Below are 18,159 nucleotides of genomic sequence, written 5' to 3'. Positions count from 1 at the left end.
GGGGCGGTGGCTGTGCGATAATTTTCCTTATGCATGGCCACCTTCTGGTTTCGATTTCCAGTATTTTTGATGACACCCGAAGCCAAGCCTCCGATCTGCTCAAGCAGTTCGATAAAGCTGACGTTCCTGTCTCTTTGCTGGTGGCGCCGCACATCGACGGCAATTGGCACCTAGCTAAAGACACAGCGACGCAATCCTGGCTTCGCGAGCAGGCCGAATCGGGCCGCGTGCTTATTCTCAATGGCTTTGACCAAGCGGTCCAGGGCCGCCGTGCGGAGTTCGCCAACCTGGATGCGCACGAGGCACGTCTGCGCCTAAAGGGCGCGACGCGACAGATGGCCAAGATCGGCTTTGAGCCGACCATTTTTGCACCACCGCGCTGGCGAATGTCGGAGGGAACACTAGAAGTCCTTCCCGAGTTTGATTTCGACTTTGCCGCCTCCACCCGTGGCATCCACGACCTTCGCACAGGCGAGCTCCACCAAGCCCGCAACTTGTCATTTGGTGAGGGCTTCGGTTCGGCCAAGTGGTGGCGCCGCAACATTATTCGCGCAGCAGAGCGCTCTGCACAGCGCGGCAACACCGTGCGCCTGTCAATCTCTGGCCGCAACCTCGATGACCGCAAGGTAGTTGCTGATTTCCTCAAAGCCGCCGAGCGCGCCATGGCAGCTGGTGCTCGACCCGCCGACTATTCCGTTTTCACGCACGCCGAATAGCCCACCAACCTCTTTTTCTTTGGGGTGTGGCCGAATTAGACGCGGTGTAGGTTTGTGAACCCGTCGGGTGTGCTGGCTGCGTGTTTCACGAGCGCAATCCCCGAATTGCGGTAGCGGACGTAGGTTTCAATTGCCCCACCCGCAATCGGAGCGAGAAAAGCCTCTCTGATGAGGAGCTTGACCTGGCTGAGCAGAGACGAACTTAGCGAGTATTCCGGCGTCGCGGGTCAGTGAGTAAGTGGCAGGGAGCTCCGTCAGTAATGCTGGCGGGCGTCCGGCTGCACTGTTGGCGGTGTCTAGCGCTTACTCGGTACTACATGGGGGTGTTGGAGGCGCTACGACTCGGTGGCGTTGCGTCAACTTCTACTTGGAAAAGCTAGTTCTTGTGGCTAACTTCAAACAGATCATCGCGATGTGCATTGAAGGTGATGGGGTCTTTACAGGTTTACAGCCAACTGCCCGTGTAAACACATGCAGATAAGCGTTTGGCGCTCTTGGGGCAGAGGTTTAAAAGCGTTCATTTGTTTGAAAATGATGTTTTGCTGCTGTCATTAAATGCGCAGCTTCTCATACGGGCGCGTACGAAGGTACGGTTCCCTCTCGAATTAGGTGTGGTTCATTGAAAAGCGTGTGCCCACAGGAGGTTTCCCTGGGGGCACACGCGTGTTTCTCTTAGCTCTTTAGAACCAAGAAAGCTAGGGCCAATCTACTTAACAACAATCTTTACCATTACCGGCTCGTCATTCACCGTTACTTCCTGGCTGCCCTCGAGCGCTCGCGCGGAGGAAAGGCTGGAAAGCCCCGAACAAGATGCGTTGATGGTATGCGAACCAGGTTCCAACGCGTAGAAGTACACGCCTTTGGCATTAGTCGTGTGTACCTTTTCCTGCGAAAGGCCAATAAGCTTACATTCGCCTGCCGGGTTACCACTGGAGGTTACAACGCGAATCGTTGATTCTCCTGCATTAGGCTTGGTCTGCCCATCGTTGGGGAGGCCTTGGCCGACACTGATTGCAACAACTAGGGAAATAATGCCCAGAACGGTACCAATGAGTCCGAGAAGATTACTGGGGTTATTAATGAGAGCTTGAATCTGAGCTGGAACCGGGATCTGTGGTTGCATTGTTTTGGATCTCCTTAATGTCATTGAAGGTATTTAGCATGCTTGGGCTTATACGTAGGGCACTGTTTTCAGGGCAGCCGAGATCGCTGATGCCATGCGTGTGAATGCCGATGGCAGCGTTGTCTGTGGCATAGACCGGAGAACCGCTTTGTCCGCCTGTGGTGTCTAAGCTATAGCAAAGTCGAGTTTGGGTTCCTGGATGAAGGATTCCGAAGAGAGAACTTCATGAGTGTCCTTTGCAGGAGAGAGAAGATTTGTGGGGTGAGCTGGGGTAAGTCCCATTCACCTTGTAGTGAATTATGAGGCATCGAAAAAGGGGCTGCAACCGTCAGGCGGTTTGATGTTGCCTTGTGCTCCCCCCAATAGGGGAGGGGAGGCCGCGTGTTTCATCGGGTCCGGCTGGTCTCTATTCAGATTCGGTTGGGGCACAGGCCGCGCCGATGATGCCAAGCGCAGCCAGCAGGCCGAGGCCACCAGCAGCGTACTGAGCTTCGCGCGGGATGTTGCGGGTCATCGACTCAATCTGCTTCCGGACAGGCTCGAAGCCCGGGATGTTGAACTGCGTGTTGGCAAACCCAAGGAAGGCAACCGGAATGGCGAGGGCTGCGGGGATGGTGAGGCCGAGGGCAGTCGGCAGGCAACGCTCGCCGGCAGAAGAACTGGAACTGTGAGTGGGCTTGGTGCCAACCTTGTCGTCATCGTCGGTCTGATCTGGCTCCTCCGCCGGATCTGGTTCCTCCGACGGGTCCGACTCTTCGGGGGTCTCGCAATCCTTGAGCTCGTCCGCAGAACGTTTCACCGCCGCAAGGTTAAAGCCCACCTTGACCGGGTCGTGGTCGGAGGAGCGGTAGGGGTTATCGGCCTCGAAGACATCGCCGCCGGTGTAGTTGCGGCGGGAGTATTCCATGGCGATGGGCTCGTCGGAGTTGATGTTCCAGGTCTGTGCGGCCTGCGCGTCGACGTGCTCGTTGGCCAGGATGTGGTCCAGGGAGCCGAGGCGGCCGGAGAACTGGTAGGAGGCCACGTTCTGCCAGTCCTCTTGCGCATTGAGCTCTTCCACCGGGATGGTGTAGCCCGCATTGCGGAAGACGGAGATGGCATCTTCCTTGGAGTAGGTGTTCAAATCACCCATGACAAAGGTGGCCTTCTTCTGCCACTGCGGTTGCTTGGCCAGCCCGTCGAGGACGGCCTGGGCGTGGGCGTTGCGCACGTTGGGGTTGTTGCCTTGGCCGTCGCCGGTATCGGCATCACCGTTCGCTACCGATCCCTTGGATTTGAAATGGTTGGTCACCACCACGAAGGAATCGGGACCTTCAACAGCGCACCTATCGGAAACAGGCTGGAACTCCGCGGCGAGCGGGGTGCGGGCGGTGCCCTTGAAGCGGGCGTCCTCAAGCAAGGTGGCCTCACCCACCGGCTTAACGCGGTCCTTCTTGTAGATGATCGCGGTGCGGATGACGTCCGTATCGGCTGACGCGTTCGCCGGGGCCTTGACGTAATCCCACTTCTCAGAACCCGCGCGGGAATTGAGCTCACCCACGAGGTACTTCACGGCGTCATCGTAGGAGCCACCCACGGTATTCGCGGCATTCTCGATCTCAGACAGGCCAATGACATCGGCATCAAGTCCCTCCAGCGCGGTGAGGATCTTGCCCTTCTGGTCATTGAACGCGGACTCGGACCACGCACCGCGGAAGGTCCCGCTATCGGAGCCCACGCCGTTGCCAAAGCGGTCCTTGTAGGATTTCGCGCCGTTGTCTTCGCCCAGGTTGATGAAGAAGTTCAGCACGTTAAACGCCGCGACGGTGTAATCGCCGTCCACCTGCGGGGCCTCCGGACGGGCCGGGTCCCACGTAATCGGCAGGTCCGCGGCGGCAGAGTCACCGGTAATCATCGCGGTGGGTTGGAAGCGCCACTGCTCGTGACCGTAGCCCAGGATGACGCCGGAGTCCGCGAACTCTACCTGGTTGGTGGTGCGGATGGTCTTGACCTCCGAGCCGTTCTGCATGATGTAGGGCAGCTTCGTCGAGGCGCCATCACGGGAGAAGTCGCGGGTGGAGCCGTCGTCCAAAATGACGTACTTTGCCGCGTTAGCGGCTTCCATGTCCTTTTGTTCCTGGCTGCCCGGGGAGACGATGTCGGTGGGCTGACGCAGAGCCTCGGTGCCTGGAGCCAAGCCGAGCTCGCCGTAGCGGTTGAGACCGTAATTGTCGGTCACGGTGTGCACGCCAGGCTTGAGCAGCATGGACTCGAGCTTCTCCCGCTCCTCATCGCCTTCCGGAAGGGCATCGATGGCGAGCGGGGTGACGGCGGGGAGGGCGTCGTCAAGCGTGGAGCCGGCGCTCAGGGCAATCTGGGTCTGCCCAAAGTACTCATCAACGGTGCCGGTGACCTCGACGGAATCCCCGATGGCCGGGTAGAAGCCGGTGCCACCGGTGTAGACGAAGACGGCCTCGGAGGCCTCGGTCGGCGCGGTCTGGCCCGTGCCCGGGGTCTGAATGGTGAAGCCGTTAAGGGACTTCTCGCCCTGCCACACCGCGGTCACCACACCTTGGGCGGTGACGTTCTGGCCCTTGAGCGGGGACTGTGCGCCGGTGCCCTGGATCTCCGGGATGGTGACGGTGGAACCCGGCTCGGCTGGGGTGGGGTCTGGGTCCGACACATTTGCGCGGCCGGCAGACTTCGGCGTCGGCGCTGCAGCGCTGAAGTCTGCGGCATTGTCGTCGGTGTCGGAGCCCTCGGCGTCCCGCTGCGCGGAGGTGGAGTTGTTCAGGGCTTGGGCGGGGGAGCCCTCGCTGAGCGACGCCGCCCCGTACCCCACGAGGTCTACCTCGGCCCCGGAGGCGTCGTAAAGCTTGACCGAGCCTTTGGAGCCGGACAGGTTCAGGTTCCCCTCTGCATCAGGGGAAGGAAGCGGCTCCCCGGTGTCGCCGCCACCTTCCTGGATGAGGAAGTAGCCCCCAGCCGGGATGGAGCCGGACAGCTCGTGCTTTCCGCCTGAGTTGCCGGAGGCGGACAGGTACTCCACGGACCAGCCAGTGAGGTCGAGGTCAGCGGAGGTGGGGTTATAAAGCTCGATGAAATCGTTAGTAAACGCCGCCCCCTTGTTGCCACCGCCACCGTAGACCTCAGAGATAACGGCGTTGGAGCCGTCCGCTGCCGCACCGGCCTGAGGTGCGACGATGCAGGTAGAGGCAAGAGCAGCGATGGCGAGTGAGCCAATGCGTGTGAGATGCATGAGAGGTTCCTTGGATAGGTGAGAACAGGACAATGCATCTCGTTCTACCCGGGTTTCAGCGCGCGTGATACCGGAGCGCACTAGGTGAGCTGGGGGTTAAGGTGGGATTCCCCAAGAATTCTTCAGCCGTTTGGTTTGAATTCATCACCCCCAAAGATTCCGAATCTTTCTTGCCGGCGGGATAGACTGGCGGGGCACCTATACTCACGCACAGTAAGGCAAAAATTTTCATGGCTCGTGTAGTTGTCAATGTCATGCCCAAGGCCGAGATTTTGGACCCGCAAGGTCAGGCCGTTGTTCGCGCGCTGGGCCGCCTGGGGGTTGCTGGTGTCAGCGACGTGCGCCAGGGCAAGCGCTTTGAAATTGAAGTCGATGATTCGGTCAGCACCGAGGAGCTGGAGAAGGTTGCTTCCACCCTGCTGGCCAACACCGTGATCGAGGACTACGAGGTCATCCAGTAATGAAGATCGGCGTTATTACCTTCCCCGGCACGCTTGACGACGTCGACGCGGCCCGCGCCGCCCGCACCGCCGGCGCCGAAGTCGTGTCCCTGTGGCATGCGGACGAGGACCTGCGCGGCGTCGATGCCGTCGTGGTTCCCGGTGGCTTTTCCTACGGTGACTACCTGCGTTCCGGCGCGATTTCGGCGCTGGCCCCGGTGATGCGCGCGGTGGTCGAGGCTGCGAATAAGGGCATGCCGGTGCTCGGCATCTGCAATGGCTTCCAGATTCTGACGGAAGCTGGCCTGTTGCCCGGCGCCCTGACCCGCAACCAGGGTCTGCATTTCCACTGCGTGGATACTTACCTCGAGGTGGAGAACGCACAGACCTCCTGGACCAGCGAGTTTGAGCAGGGCCAGCGGATCCTCATCCCGGCGAAGCACGGCGAAGGCCGTTTCCAGGCGGATGCGGAGACCGTGGAGCGCTTGGAGGGCGAGGGCCGCGTGGTTTTCCGCTATACCGATAACTTCAACGGCTCCATCAATGGCATTGCCGGCATCACCAACGAGGCCGGCAACGTGGTGGGGTTGATGCCGCACCCGGAGCATGCCATCGATCTTCTCACCGGCCCGTCCACCGACGGTCTGGGTTTGTTTGTGTCCGCCCTCAAGGTCGTCGCTTAACCCGCGCCGACGGTTAAAGGAGAAACAATGACCGTACACAACGACACCGTCGAGCAGGCATCCGCGCAGCCTGAACTGGACCAGCCCTACCGCGAATTGGGCCTGAAGGATGACGAATACGCGCACATCCGCGAGATCCTGGGTCGCCGCCCGACCGATGCCGAGCTGACCATGTACTCGGTGATGTGGTCGGAGCACTGTTCTTATAAGTCCTCCAAGGCGCACCTGCGCTACTTTGGCGAGACCATGACGGAAGAGATGGGCTCCAAGATCCTCGCCGGCATCGGTGAGAACGCCGGCGTGGTGGACATCGGAGACGGCAACGCCGTGACCTTCCGCGTGGAAAGTCACAACCACCCCTCCTACGTGGAGCCGCACCAGGGCGCCGCGACGGGCGTGGGCGGCATCGTCCGCGACATCATGGCCATGGGCGCGCGCCCGATTGCCGTGATGGATCAGCTGCGCTTCGGCCCGGCGGATGCGCCCGACACCAAGCGCGTTCTGCCGGGTGTTGTCGACGGCATTTCGCACTACGGCAATTGCTTGGGCTTGCCCAACATTGGTGGCGAAACCGTTTTTGATGAATCTTATGCTGGTAACCCGTTGGTCAACGCGTTATGCGTGGGCACGCTGAAGGTCGAGGACCTCAAGCTGGCCTTCGCTTCTGGTACCGGAAACAAGGTGATGCTCTTCGGCTCGCGCACCGGCCTCGACGGCATCGGCGGCGTGTCTGTGCTGGCGTCTGACACCTTCGAGGATGGCGCGGAGCGCAAGCTGCCGGCTGTCCAAGTGGGTGACCCGTTCGCGGAGAAGGTTCTCATCGAGTGCTGCCTGGAGCTGTACAAGTCCGGCATCGTGGTGGGCATCCAGGATTTGGGCGGTGCGGGCTTGGCCTGCGCCACCTCCGAGCTGGCTGCGTCCGGCGACGGCGGCATGGAGATCAACCTGGACAACGTCCCGCTGCGTGCGAAGAACATGACCGCCGCAGAGATCCTCGCATCCGAATCCCAGGAGCGCATGTGCGCTGTGGTGACCCCGGAGAACGTGGAGAAGTTCAAGGAGATCTGCGCGCACTGGGACGTCACCTGCGCCGAGATCGGTGAGGTCACCACCGGCAAGCACCTCATCATTCGCCACCAGGGCGAGGTCGTCGTCGATGCCCCGGCACACACCATCGCCAACGAGGGCCCGGTGTACGACCGCCCGTACGCACGCCCGGAGTGGCAGGATGCGCTGCAGGAATTCGAGGGCGTCGAGAAGCAGGACATCACTGTGGCGCTCAAGAAGCTCGTGGCCTCCCCGGCGTTGTGTTCACGTGATTTCATCACTGAGCAGTATGACCGCTACGTGCGCGGTAACACCGTGCAGTCCCACCACGCGAACGCTGGTGTTCTGCGCATTGATGAGGAGACCGGCCGCGGTATCGCGGTGTCGGCTGACGCGTCTGGCCGCTACACCAAGCTGGACCCGAACATGGGCGCACGCCTGGCTCTGGCGGAGGCCTACCGCAACGTGGCCGTCACCGGCGCCCGCCCGGTCGCCATCACCAACTGCCTCAACTACGGCTCCCCGGAAAACCCGGACGTCATGTGGCAGTTCCGCGAGTCCGTGCACGGGCTTGCCGACGGCGCCGTGGAACTCGGCATCCCCGTCTCCGGTGGCAACGTCTCCTTCTACAACCAGACCGGTGAGGAGCCGATCTTGCCGACGCCCGTCGTGGGCGTCCTGGGTGTCATCGAGGACGTCCACTCGTCCATTGGCAACGAGCTCGGCCTCGTGGAGGAACCAGAGGTGCTCGTTCTGCTGGGTGAGACCAAGGATGAGTTCGGCGGTTCCATCTGGCAACAGGTGAGCGCTCATGAGCAGGGCCATGAGGCGAAGAACGGGCTCAACGGTTTGCCGCCGCAGGTCGACCTGGCCAACGAGCAGCGCCTCGCTGACTTCTTCGTGGGCAACGAAGGCCTGACCGCCGCTCACGATATCTCCGAAGGCGGCCTCGCCGTCACCGCGTTCGAGATGGCCAAGCGCAGCGGCGTGGGCCTGAACCTGGATCTGTCCAAGGTCCACGAGTCCGCCTTCGTGGCCGCCTTCTCCGAGTCCGCCTCCCGCGTGCTCGTGGCAACGACCGCTGACCGCGTCGACATGCTGCTGCACCGCGCTGAGGAGTGCGGTGTGCCGGCCGTCATCATCGGCCAGACCACCGATAACGGCGAGTTTGAGCTCGGCGGCGAGTCCATTGCTGTCTCCGAGCTTCGTGAGGCCTGGGCAGCAACCCTGCCGGACCTCTTTGGCCACGCGGTGGGTGCCAACTCCGTCGTGGAGTAGACCTCACGCACAGAACTGCAACCGGGCGGGGTTCTCGCCAAGGCGAGGCCCTGCCCGCACTGTCTAATTGCTCCAGTCAGCGTTGTAGACTATTAGTAATAGCTGCGTACGGGGGCCGGGGAACAGAGATGGAAGACGTGAAGAGAAAAAGAGCTTTGTATGTTTTTCTCGATGAGTCGGGGGATATGCAGTTTGGTGCAAAAGCCTCCACGCACTTCCTAATCACAGCATTTTGCACTTTCAATCCAGCAGGCACTGCGATAGGACTGCAAGCGCTGAAGTATGAACTTATGGCAGCGGGGAGTAAAGACCTTGAGTTTCATGCAACAGAGAATTCGAAGGGAACGCGAAAGCGGGTAATAGACCGAATTAATGAGCTTGATCGGTGCCGTGTCCACACGATCTGGGTGGATAAGCGAATGACGCATCCGACTTACCAGTCTCCACCGCAGCTTTTAGGGCTCTTTGCTGGTGCAATGGGGAAGTGGATTAATGCGGTGTGGGGAGACTCAGAGGTAAGCCAAGTAATCTTGATTTTCGACTCGGTTCTTACAGGCAAAGAAAGATCGGCATTTGAAAAGAGGATAAAGCCTCTGTTGAAAGGTCTACAGCTAAAGTTCCGTGTGCTCTTTCATCCAGTAAAACAGGATTTGAACGGTCAGATTGCTGACTACTTTTCTTGGTCCTGGTTTCAGAAAATGGAACGAGGCAAGGGACAGTACGTTCAAGCACTTTCGCAGCGGCACAATTGGGATCAATTCAATATGTTTTCGGCGGGAAAGACCTATTACTGGAGTGGCCCGGTCCGAAAATAAGCGACCGCCCCACCTACCGGCGTAAGCCGGAAAGCCTTCAGGGGCTCTTTCAGTGGGGCGGAACCTTTCGCCTTGAGTTTAGACCTTCATCGTGTGGGGAGGCAAGGGAGCTATTAGGAAATGCCGAAGGCAGGAGCGAGGGGCCGGCCCCGCCCGCCGTGAGGCGGCAACCTCCTAGGAACCAACCAATTAAGCGCCGATGGTGCGGGCGATGGTCTGGTCCCAGCTCAGCTTCATCTGGTGGGAGAAGAGGTTGAAGGTGTGCGAGCCCTGGGGGCTGAAGTAACGGTTCACTCGCACCCCGGCATTGCGGGCGTTGCGGGTGAATTCCTCTGAGCACTGGTTAGCAACCGTCTCTACCGCGCGGGGTCCGAGCCATTGGCCGGGGTTATTGGTCCCATCGATGGGACCCGGGGTGCCGGAGGCCGAGCCCACGAAGACCTCGACGTCGCGCAGGCGCCCAGGGTTGGCGTTGGGGTCGTGCTCGAACCACTGCGGGGAGCCCGGCAGGCCCCACGCATTGAAGGAGGATCCGCCGCCATAGGCGATCATCGCGGTGGAGGTGGGGAAGCCAATCGCACCGGAGCGCACCGGGCAGCCGGAGTAGGAGGCTGCTGCTTTGTAGCGCTGTGGGGCGTGGCCGGCGATGTCGAGTGCGGCGCCGCCCGTGGAAGAAATGCCGCCGATGGCATCGCGGCCGGTGCCGTGGAATTCGGCGTCGATCAGCGGGGGCAACTCAGCGGTCATGTATGTGTTCCACTTGTTGACACCCAGGATGGGGTCCTCGGCATTCCAATCGGTGTAGAGGGAATAGGCGCCGCCGAGCGGCATAACGACGTTGACGTTCTTGCCCACGGCCCAATTGCGGATATCAGAGTGGGTCATCCAGTTCATGCCGGCCTGGCCGCCTTCCACTCCGGGCAGCAGGTAGAAGGAGGGGCGCGGCTTATCGCCCTCGGGGAGCAGGACGTTATTAGAAATCACCGCACGGTTGGCAGGGGACCACACGTCTACCACCCAGTGGTTGCCACCCATGTGGCGCTTTGAGGTAATGAAGGCCTTGTCACCGAGCCAGGGCTGCGGGTTGGTCACGCGCGAGGAAACCTCGCCGATGGTGCTGGACTGTGCGGAAGCGGAGCCGACGCCTGCCGACGCCGCCCCCAGCGCCACCATGGCAGCTGCGAACAGCGCCGCGGTGCGGCGAGAGCGTGAGACAAAGGAAAGCATAATGTGGGTAGTTTACGTGGCCAGCGCCCTCGAACTGCAAATATTGGAAGAAAAACTGGTGAAAACTGTTGCTCCACCCTTGTCTGCCACAATGCTCGTCCGTATAGTTACGGGTACGTAAGTTTTGGGAGTGAATGCGTTATACGCATGACCCGCATCTCAGGCAAGGCAAGGCCCCCACTATGAACGCACCCAGTGCTCAGAAATCGTCCCCGCAAGAATTTCCAGTTGAAGAAGGCTCTGTGCAGGAAAGCAGCACGATAGAGCAGCTCATCCAGCGCACGTACTGGATGGCGGACCGCGGCCCGCGCCCACTGACGCGCGGCTGGGGCCACTTCTTTGCGGCCATCGCCTCCCTGATTGCATCGACGGTTTTGATTACCTTTGCGTGGATGACACTGCCGTGGTGGCAGGGGCTCGCGGTGACGGTCTACGGCGTCGGCGTGGTGGGTCTCTTTACGGTCTCGGCGTTGTACCACCGCTGGCCGTGGGTGACCATGCGGGCGGTGCAGTGGTGGCGCCGGGCGGACCATGCCACCATTTCCGTCTTTATTGCCGCGACGTACACGCCGCTGTGTGCCATCGTTCTAGAGCCGACCCAGGCGCTGTGGATGCTGACTGCTGCTTGGGTGGGCGCCATCATGGGGGTTGTCTTGAACTTGGTGTGGATTAATCACCCGCGCTGGCTGGACGTGGTGGTCTACCTCGTGCTGGGATGGCTCATTCTGCCATTGTTGCCGAACCTATGGCACTCCGCGAGCCCAGCCGTGGTGTGGCTTCTCTTTGCCGGCGGCGTGGTCTATTCAGTGGGTGCGTTGATGTACGGCTTCAAATGGCCAGGGCGCAACGCACGCTGGTATGGCTACCACGAACACTTCCACACCGCGACGATTGCCGCGGCAGTGGTGCACATGGTAGCCATCTGGATGGTTGTTGCGGGATAGCCGAATAAGGGGTTGACCATCTGGAGCCGCTTAGTCGGTGAGGTCGTCCGCTAGGGGGAATTCGAGGGTGACGTCGTGGCATAGAACGCGCGCTTTCGTCGAGCCGTTCCATTCGGGGGGGGGCAAAGTCAAGGGCGCGCAGGGCGTCGACAAGCTGCGCGCCGACCTTTATTGTTGCCTCTTCGCTTTTTCCATGGCGGAAAACCAAAGTACAGTTCGCCGTTGTAGATAGCCCGGCTGATGTCCTGCCGGTGGCAGTAGGCATAACCGCTGCGGCCTTCCTCCTCAGCGAGCTCTGAGCCTACCCAGGCCTGACTGCAGGTTCTCTGGGCTATGCCCTCCCCGCATCCGCGTAGTCCACGAGAAAGCGCAGGAACTGATGAGCAGGATCGGAAAGTCGGTTCTGCGAGCTCCACACGACTCGTAGCGGACGGTCAAAACTAATACCAGCCACCGGTACTTCGACATACTCACCCGTCTCCAGCTGGGACGCCACCGCACGTCGCGCAATTATTCCAGGAGCTTCTAAAGCACCTATGGCAGTACGTTGCGCACCCAGAGAACCAAACTCTCCCGCAGGCGAGGCGAGCGTCCCCAGAACATCGGCTACAACTTCGCGCGTACCACTTCCATGCTCACGCAAAACCAGAGGCGTAGATTGCAACTCCTCTTTAGTCACCGCCGCTATTTCAGGAGCCGATGTGGGAACTTCAGTACCGCTTGGTTGACGGGGATTATTCGTTTCAGCCCAGCGATGCGCTGCGGGGACAACCACCACCAACTCATCGTGCCCGACTACACGCTGATGCAGCTCGTGCGCTACCCAGTTGCCTTCAACAATGGCTAGTTCGGCATGGCCTTGAACCACGTGAGTCTGCGCTTCTCGGCTGTTGAGCTGACGCATATGCAGATGGCTATGTGGGTGAGCACGCTGATAGGCCGCGGCCCAGCGAGGATAGTCCACTTCGGCGATCGTATGAGAAACCACCAGTTTGACTTCCTCGGTGGGACTTCCCCCTACGGCGATTTCGAGACCCCGCGCGCATTCATCCAAAGCACCTTGCAGACCTTCGAGCACACGAACGATCCGGCTCCCCGACTCTGTGGTGAAGCTACCCGCCGCTCCGCGCCAAAAAATGCGTTGACCTAATCGCATTTCAAGTTTCGAAATACGCGTACTTACCACTTGTTGGGAGACTCCCAAGTGATGAGCGGCCTTATTCATACCCCCATACCGAACAACGGCAAGCACCGCATCAACTGTAAGAGCGTCGGGAACGTAGCCGCGTCGAACTGGAAAAAATTCATCATTATCGTTATTTCGCATGGGGTACATTCATTTATTGTAACCCCGTTCGGTTTGTGCGCTCTCCCGCTTCGTCGCGGCAGTACCTAGCCTGAAACCCATGTTAAAAATTCAAGATGAGATAGATCTCCCACCTCTAGGCCCTGCCTGGGCTGGCTCACTCATGGGTCTATCGATCTCATCGACCCTTATCAACATTCATCTGACGCCAGTTGTGGGTAGGCTGCCCGCCGCATTCATGCTTGGGATTGCAACCTCTCTAGCCCTAGCGCTCCTGATCGGCTTCTTGAGAAACCGCGTTCCTGGATTTCACTCCACTGTAATGCCATCGTGGGGTATGGCTTCAATGGGCATCCTCGCCTTGGGGAGCGCATACTCCGGTGTTTTCACTGCTTGGACAATCCATGCGCTGTGCTGGGGAGTAGGAACAGTCCTTGGCGTCGTTACCTGCCTTCGATTTCTCCATTTCCTTATCGTCACACGCCCCTCTGGGCCGGCATTCACCTGGGGATTGCCCCTCGTAGCACCCATGGTGGCCGCCACGTCCTCAGCGCAATTGACACCACATGCTGGCGAGTGGGCTTCGGTAGTCCACGGTATCGGTGTGGCCTGCTTTGTACTAGCCTGGACTACCGCGGTACCCACGTTTGTCTTCGTCTACCTGCGCACTTTTCCCAAGCTTCCCACCAGCTTCGCCGCCACTGCTTGGATCCCACTCGGCCTGGTTGGCCAGTCCACCGCAGGCGCGCAGCTACTCGCTGGTGACAAATTGCTCGACGGAGATCAATGGCATCTTCGAGCTGCGGTCTACGGCGCCGCGATGCTCAGCCTCGGTGTCCCGTTAGCTGTCTATGCCGTCACCAAACACTGGGGAGCAGTCCTGGGTAGCACTCCAATGTCCTACAACCCCTCGTGGTGGGCCAGTACTTTTCCTGTAGGCACATGTTGCCTCGGTGCTCATGCCTTGTCTACGCAGGGCACTAGGCTGTCGTGGAACGTGGAATGGTTAGATACTGTCAGCGCCGCCCTGCTTATTCTTCTTCTTGTGCACATCGCTTGGGCGACTTTCGGTGCTGTCGCAATAACTTGGGGGAGGGCTCGCAGTTCATGCAGTTAAGGCAATAAACACTGAGGTGGCCCACTGGAAGACGTCAGCCCTGCGAGTACATGGATGGTTGTGGCTGGTTAGCGGAGATCATCCGCGAGGGGGTATTCGACGACGAGACCCTCGCACAGCACGCGTGCGTCAGGGTTACCGTCCCACGTGGGGTTGAAGCCAACAGCGCGCAGCGCATCAACGAGTTGCTCACCTACAGCTGCAGCTGTGCCGAGTGCGTCGTCGGTTTTCATAGTGCCGAACCCGAACAAGAGCTCGCCAGTGTGAATCATCCTGTCGACGTCCTGCATGTGGCAATAGACGTAGCCTGCGGCATCGTCTTCTTCCGCCTTATCGGCGCCGTACTCGGCGCCTTCGGAAGCATCCCAGCCTTCGCCGAAGCTGAAAGCTAGGTTGCGTTGCTGGAGTTCATTCCGGAGGTTCTCGAGGCGCTGTGCGTCAGCAGACTTTTCTGTAACTTTCTGTGCATACTCAGCGGCTACCTCGTCGATGATGGCGTCGAAGTCCTCCGGGAACGGGTCCTTGCACACCATCTTCCACTCGGCTGGGGAATCGAGAAGCTCGAAGAAATCGTTGTGAATGTCCTGGCGTGAATGGCCGTGACACAAATGTAGCGAGATGTCGTTGCGCAGAGTGCCGGAAACTAAGAGATCATCGGAAGGTGGGAAGGAACTAGAGAACATGGAGTGTGAAGTGGTCATGTCTGTGGATGGTAGATGCGTGATACTGACAGTGGCCGAAAACTGGGCGAAAGCAGGGAGGGCACCCCGCCAGATGGCGGAAGTGCCCTCGAGATGCGTGGCGTGACTACACGTGGAGCGGATCCACACCGGCCTCGGTGAGCATCGGGATGTTGTGCACCTCAGGCGGAACGCCGAAGGCATCCACGAGTACGACGGACCATGGTGCGAGCGAATCGACGAGGTCGTTGATAGCAGCGCGGGCGGCCTTCATGCGGCCGGCCGGAATCAGGTTATGCTCCTGGTACCAGCCCGCGTGCTGAACCAAGGTGTCGAAGACGAAGAGGTGGCGCAGCTGCTCGAAGACCTGGCGTGCCAGCGAACCTTCCTCAAGGCGCTCTTCTGCCTCAATCATGGCCTGGACCAACAAGGTATCCACGCGGGCCCAGCCGGCGGCGATGAGGTGATCCTGGCACTGGTCCACGATGGCAGCGGCCTGCACCTTATCGGCCTTGCGGGCCGGCTGGATGCGGCGCACGAGGGAGAAGAGGATGGACTGGGCGCGGTCGTCGATCAGCTTGGCCTGGTAGGTGGCGTCGAAAAGCGAGGCTTCTGAAGGATTCACGCGGTCCACCAGCCCCTGCAGACGGGTGGTGAACCCGTAGCGGCGGCGAACCACTTCGGTGGCGGTGGTGGCTGCGTACTTCACGGTGTCCCACGGGCTCATGTCATTCATCGCACGACCATAGGCGGTGAGAAGGTTCTTGCCCACCATCTGAATGAGCACAGTGTTATCGCCCTCGAAGGTGGCGAAGACATCGGAATCGGCACGGTAGGTAGTCAGGCGGTTCTCGGACATGTAGCCGGCACCGCCGCAGGCCTCGCGGCACTCTTGGATGGTGCGGGTGGCGTGCTGGGTCTGCGCGGATTTGATGGCTGCTGCCAGGGACTCCATCTCGCGGGAGGCAAACTTCTGCTCCTCGGTCGGCTCCGTCACAGACCATGTTCCAGCCTCGTGCTGATCGTTTTGCTCCTGGTAGCGCTCCAGAATCTGGTTGTAGAGCAGGTGCAGCGCGTAGGTGCGGGCCAGCGGAATGAGCAGACGGCGGCGGTGCTGGCGGTGTTCGATGAGGCGCTTCTCGGCGCCGGTCGCGCCCTCGAACTGGCGGCGGCGGTTGGCGTAGCGGATGGCGATGTCCAGGGAAGCCTCGGTGGCCGCGCCCGCTGCGCCGGATACGCCGATGCGGCCGCGGATAAGCGTGCCCAGCATGGTGAAGAAGCGAGCATTCTTCGACTCGATGGGGGAGGAGTACTTGCCGTTCTCATCCACATCGGCGAAGCGGTTGAGTAGGTTCTCGCGCGGCACGCGGACGTTGTCGAAGCGCAGGGTGCCATTGTCGACGCCCACCAAACCACCCTTGTGGCCATGATCACCCAAGGTAACGCCTGGCAGCTCGTTGCCTTCTTCATCGCGGATGGGGACGATGATGGCGTGGACGCCGTGGGAGCGGCCATCGCTGTCCGGGGTGATGAGCTGGGTGAAGACGACGGCCGCGCGGCCGTCCTTGGCGGCGTTGCCGATGTAGTTCTTCACCGCGGAATCGGAAGGGGTGTTGATGATGAACTCATCGGTCTCCGGGTCGAAGGTGGCGGTGGTCTCGAGGGATTGCACATCGGAACCATGGCCGCGCTCAGTCATGGCGAAACAGCCCGGCAACTCCAGGCTGGCGGCCTTCTCAACCCACTCGAGGTGGCGCTCGGTGCCTAGCTGATCCAGCGCTCCACCCCACAGGCCCCATTGCACACCGGACTTAATCGCCAGCGAACCGTCGACCCACGCCAAGCCTTCGAGGGTGAAGGTGGAGAGATTTGGCTTGCCGGCACCGCCGTGCGCGCGGCGCAGGCCGTGGTTGAATCCGCCGAAGTCACGAACCTTGGAGAGGTTCTCAAAGGTGTGTTGGCGCTGCTCCGCCATAGGTAGATCCGGGTTTGGGAAGAGCGAAGGATCGTTGAGGAAGGTGCGCAGCTCCTGGCGGAAGGCGGCGTGTGGGCCGTCGAGAAGCGCGGCAAGTTCGGTGGCAACAGCAGGCTTCGGGGTGGTGGGCAGGCGGTGTGGGCTGCGGGCCTCGGCCTTGGGGGCGTCGGTGGAGGCCTGGTTGTTGAGCTCCGGGGAGATGGACTTTTTGTCCGTGGAGGACTTGGTGAGTGCCATGGTGAGGGTCCTTTCTGTGGTGCTTTTCTTAACGCTCGACGATGGCCGCGACGCCCTGACCGCCGGCAGCGCAGATAGAAATGAGGGCGCGCCCGCCGCCGTTTTCTTCGAGAATCTTGGCGGTGGTGGCGAGGATTCGGGTGCCGGTGGCGGCGAAGGGGTGGCCGGCGGCCAGGGAGGAGCCCTTGACGTTGAGCTTGGCGCGGTCGATGGGGCCTAATGCGGACTGCAATCCGAGGCGCTCGCGGCAGTAGGTCTCGTCCTCCCATGCGGACAAGGTGGCCAAGACCTGGGAGGCGAAGGCCTCGTGGATCTCGTAGAAATCGAAATCCTGCAGGCTTAAGTTGTTGCGCTCGAGCAGGCGCGGGACCGCGTAGGTGGGGGCCATGAGCAGGCCGTCGGGACCGTGGACAAAGTCGACGGCCGCGGTCTCCGAGTCCACGAGGAAGGCACGGGGCTCGATGTTGTGCTCGGCCGCCCATTCCTCGGAGCTCAGCAGGGCGACGGAGGCGCCGTCGGTCAGCGGCGTGGAATTGCCTGCGGTCATCGTGGCCTGCGTGCCGTGTTGCTCGGCATCGCGCTTGCCAAAGACCGGCTTGAGTTTGGCCAAGGACTCCAGGGAGGAATCCGGGCGCAGATTGGTATCGCGGTTGACGCCGAGGAAGCCCGTGGTGAGGTCATCGAAGAAGCCCTCCTCCCAAGCCTTGTGGAGGTTCTGGTGGGAGGCGAGCGCCAACTCATCCTGGGCCTCGCGGCTGATGTTCAATTCGCGGGCGGTGATGGCGGCGTGATCACCCATGGAGAGTCCGGTGCGCGGCTCACCGTTCTGCGGCTGTTCCGGGGCCAGCTGCGAGGGACGGATAGAGCCGATGAGCTGGGCGCGCTGCGCAGCGGTCTTGGCGCGGGTGAGGTTGAGCAGCGTACGGCGCAGCGTGTCATTGACGGCCAGCGGGGCATCCGAGGTGGTGTCCGTTCCGCCCGCGATGCCGGTGGAGATTCGGCCTTGGGCAATGGCATCACCGACGTGGATAGCTGCCGCAAGAGAAGTGCAGCAGGCCTGTTGTACATCGATGGCGGGGGTCGTGGAGTCGAGGGCGGAGCCTAGAACGACCTCGCGGGTGAGGTTGAAATCGCGGGAGTGCTTGAGCACAGCGCCGGCGGCGACGAGGCCGAGACGTTCGTCGTGAAGCCCGTAGCGTGCGACGAGTCCATCCAGCGCACTGGTGAGCATGTCTTGGTTGGACGCGTGGGCGTACTGCTTATTGGAACGAGCAAATGGGATGCGGTTGCCACCCAGGATGGCTACGCGGTGCGGGGGGTTGGTCATTAAAAA

At 60.8% G+C, this 18,159-nt stretch carries 14 protein-coding genes; 7 read left to right on the top strand and 7 right to left on the bottom strand.

What is annotated here, in order from left to right:
* Positions 1-29 precede the first annotated feature (29 nt).
* Positions 30-716: a DUF2334 domain-containing protein gene (locus HMPREF2604_RS00635; RefSeq protein WP_070562266.1), complete on the top strand. Its 687-nt coding sequence runs from the start codon at positions 30-32 to the stop codon at positions 714-716.
* A 706-nt stretch (positions 717-1,422) separates the two neighbouring features.
* On the opposite strand, the gene HMPREF2604_RS00630 is transcribed toward HMPREF2604_RS00635, so the two are convergent.
* Entirely contained in the window at positions 1,423-1,839 is a 417-nt protein-coding gene (locus HMPREF2604_RS00630; protein ID WP_070562262.1) for a hypothetical protein, read from the bottom strand.
* Positions 1,840-2,245: 406 nt separating this feature from the next.
* The gene (locus HMPREF2604_RS00625) at positions 2,246-5,077 is read right to left on the bottom strand and encodes an ExeM/NucH family extracellular endonuclease (RefSeq protein WP_070562259.1); all 2,832 of its coding nucleotides are present in this window, start codon (positions 5,075-5,077) and stop codon (positions 2,246-2,248) included.
* A 230-nt stretch (positions 5,078-5,307) separates the two neighbouring features.
* On the opposite strand from HMPREF2604_RS00625, the gene purS reads away from it, so the two are divergent.
* From purS to HMPREF2604_RS00605, 4 genes are all read left to right on the top strand, one after another.
* Positions 5,308-5,538 (top strand): phosphoribosylformylglycinamidine synthase subunit PurS, encoded by a 231-nt coding sequence (gene purS, locus HMPREF2604_RS00620; RefSeq protein ID WP_070522888.1) that lies wholly within the window; start codon positions 5,308-5,310, stop codon positions 5,536-5,538.
* A complete protein-coding gene (gene purQ / locus HMPREF2604_RS00615) occupies positions 5,538-6,200 on the top strand; it encodes a phosphoribosylformylglycinamidine synthase subunit PurQ (RefSeq protein WP_070562254.1) in 663 nt (220 codons plus the stop codon). The genes purS and purQ overlap by 1 nt, the downstream gene beginning before the upstream one ends.
* 27 nt (positions 6,201-6,227) lie before the next feature.
* Complete coding sequence (gene purL / locus HMPREF2604_RS00610) at positions 6,228-8,525, top strand: phosphoribosylformylglycinamidine synthase subunit PurL (protein WP_070562250.1); 2,298 nt, start codon at positions 6,228-6,230, stop codon at positions 8,523-8,525.
* Positions 8,526-8,653: 128 nt separating this feature from the next.
* A complete protein-coding gene (locus HMPREF2604_RS00605; RefSeq protein ID WP_070562247.1) occupies positions 8,654-9,340 on the top strand; it encodes a DUF3800 domain-containing protein in 687 nt (228 codons plus the stop codon).
* A gap of 189 nt (positions 9,341-9,529) precedes the next feature.
* On the opposite strand, the gene HMPREF2604_RS00600 is transcribed toward HMPREF2604_RS00605, so the two are convergent.
* Positions 9,530-10,567 carry an alpha/beta hydrolase gene (locus HMPREF2604_RS00600; protein WP_070522900.1) on the bottom strand — a complete coding sequence of 346 codons (1,038 nt, stop codon included), beginning with the start codon at positions 10,565-10,567 and terminating at the stop codon, positions 9,530-9,532.
* A 290-nt stretch (positions 10,568-10,857) separates the two neighbouring features.
* On the opposite strand from HMPREF2604_RS00600, the gene HMPREF2604_RS00595 reads away from it, so the two are divergent.
* Entirely contained in the window at positions 10,858-11,511 is a 654-nt protein-coding gene (locus HMPREF2604_RS00595; protein ID WP_246818353.1) for a PAQR family membrane homeostasis protein TrhA, read from the top strand.
* Positions 11,512-11,842: 331 nt separating this feature from the next.
* On the opposite strand, the gene HMPREF2604_RS13410 is transcribed toward HMPREF2604_RS00595, so the two are convergent.
* Complete coding sequence (locus tag HMPREF2604_RS13410; protein WP_083299134.1) at positions 11,843-12,838, bottom strand: LysR family transcriptional regulator; 996 nt, start codon at positions 12,836-12,838, stop codon at positions 11,843-11,845.
* A 79-nt stretch (positions 12,839-12,917) separates the two neighbouring features.
* Here HMPREF2604_RS13410 and HMPREF2604_RS00585 point away from each other — a divergent pair, with 79 nt between their 5' ends.
* A complete protein-coding gene (locus HMPREF2604_RS00585) occupies positions 12,918-13,934 on the top strand; it encodes a TDT family transporter (RefSeq protein ID WP_070562242.1) in 1,017 nt (338 codons plus the stop codon).
* 68 nt (positions 13,935-14,002) lie between these two features.
* Here the strand turns inward: HMPREF2604_RS00585 and HMPREF2604_RS00580 are convergent, their stop codons facing one another.
* The 3 genes from HMPREF2604_RS00580 to HMPREF2604_RS00570 all read right to left on the bottom strand — a co-directional run bounded on the left by HMPREF2604_RS00580 (position 14,003) and on the right by HMPREF2604_RS00570 (position 18,153).
* Complete coding sequence (locus HMPREF2604_RS00580) at positions 14,003-14,635, bottom strand: DUF6891 domain-containing protein (protein ID WP_070562238.1); 633 nt, start codon at positions 14,633-14,635, stop codon at positions 14,003-14,005.
* A gap of 106 nt (positions 14,636-14,741) precedes the next feature.
* Complete coding sequence (locus HMPREF2604_RS00575; RefSeq protein ID WP_070562235.1) at positions 14,742-16,826, bottom strand: acyl-CoA dehydrogenase family protein; 2,085 nt, start codon at positions 16,824-16,826, stop codon at positions 14,742-14,744.
* A 28-nt stretch (positions 16,827-16,854) separates the two neighbouring features.
* On the bottom strand, positions 16,855-18,153 hold the full coding sequence (locus HMPREF2604_RS00570) for an acetyl-CoA C-acetyltransferase (RefSeq protein ID WP_070562232.1): 1,299 nt from the start codon (positions 18,151-18,153) through the stop codon (positions 16,855-16,857).
* Between the last annotated feature and the right edge of the window lie 6 nt (positions 18,154-18,159).

This window comes from Corynebacterium sp. HMSC055A01 (assembly GCF_001809405.1).
In the GTDB taxonomy this organism is placed as follows: domain Bacteria; phylum Actinomycetota; class Actinomycetes; order Mycobacteriales; family Mycobacteriaceae; genus Corynebacterium; species Corynebacterium hesseae.
The sequence above is the reverse complement of the archived record's forward strand: the minus strand, read 5'-3'. Positions and strand labels throughout refer to the sequence as shown.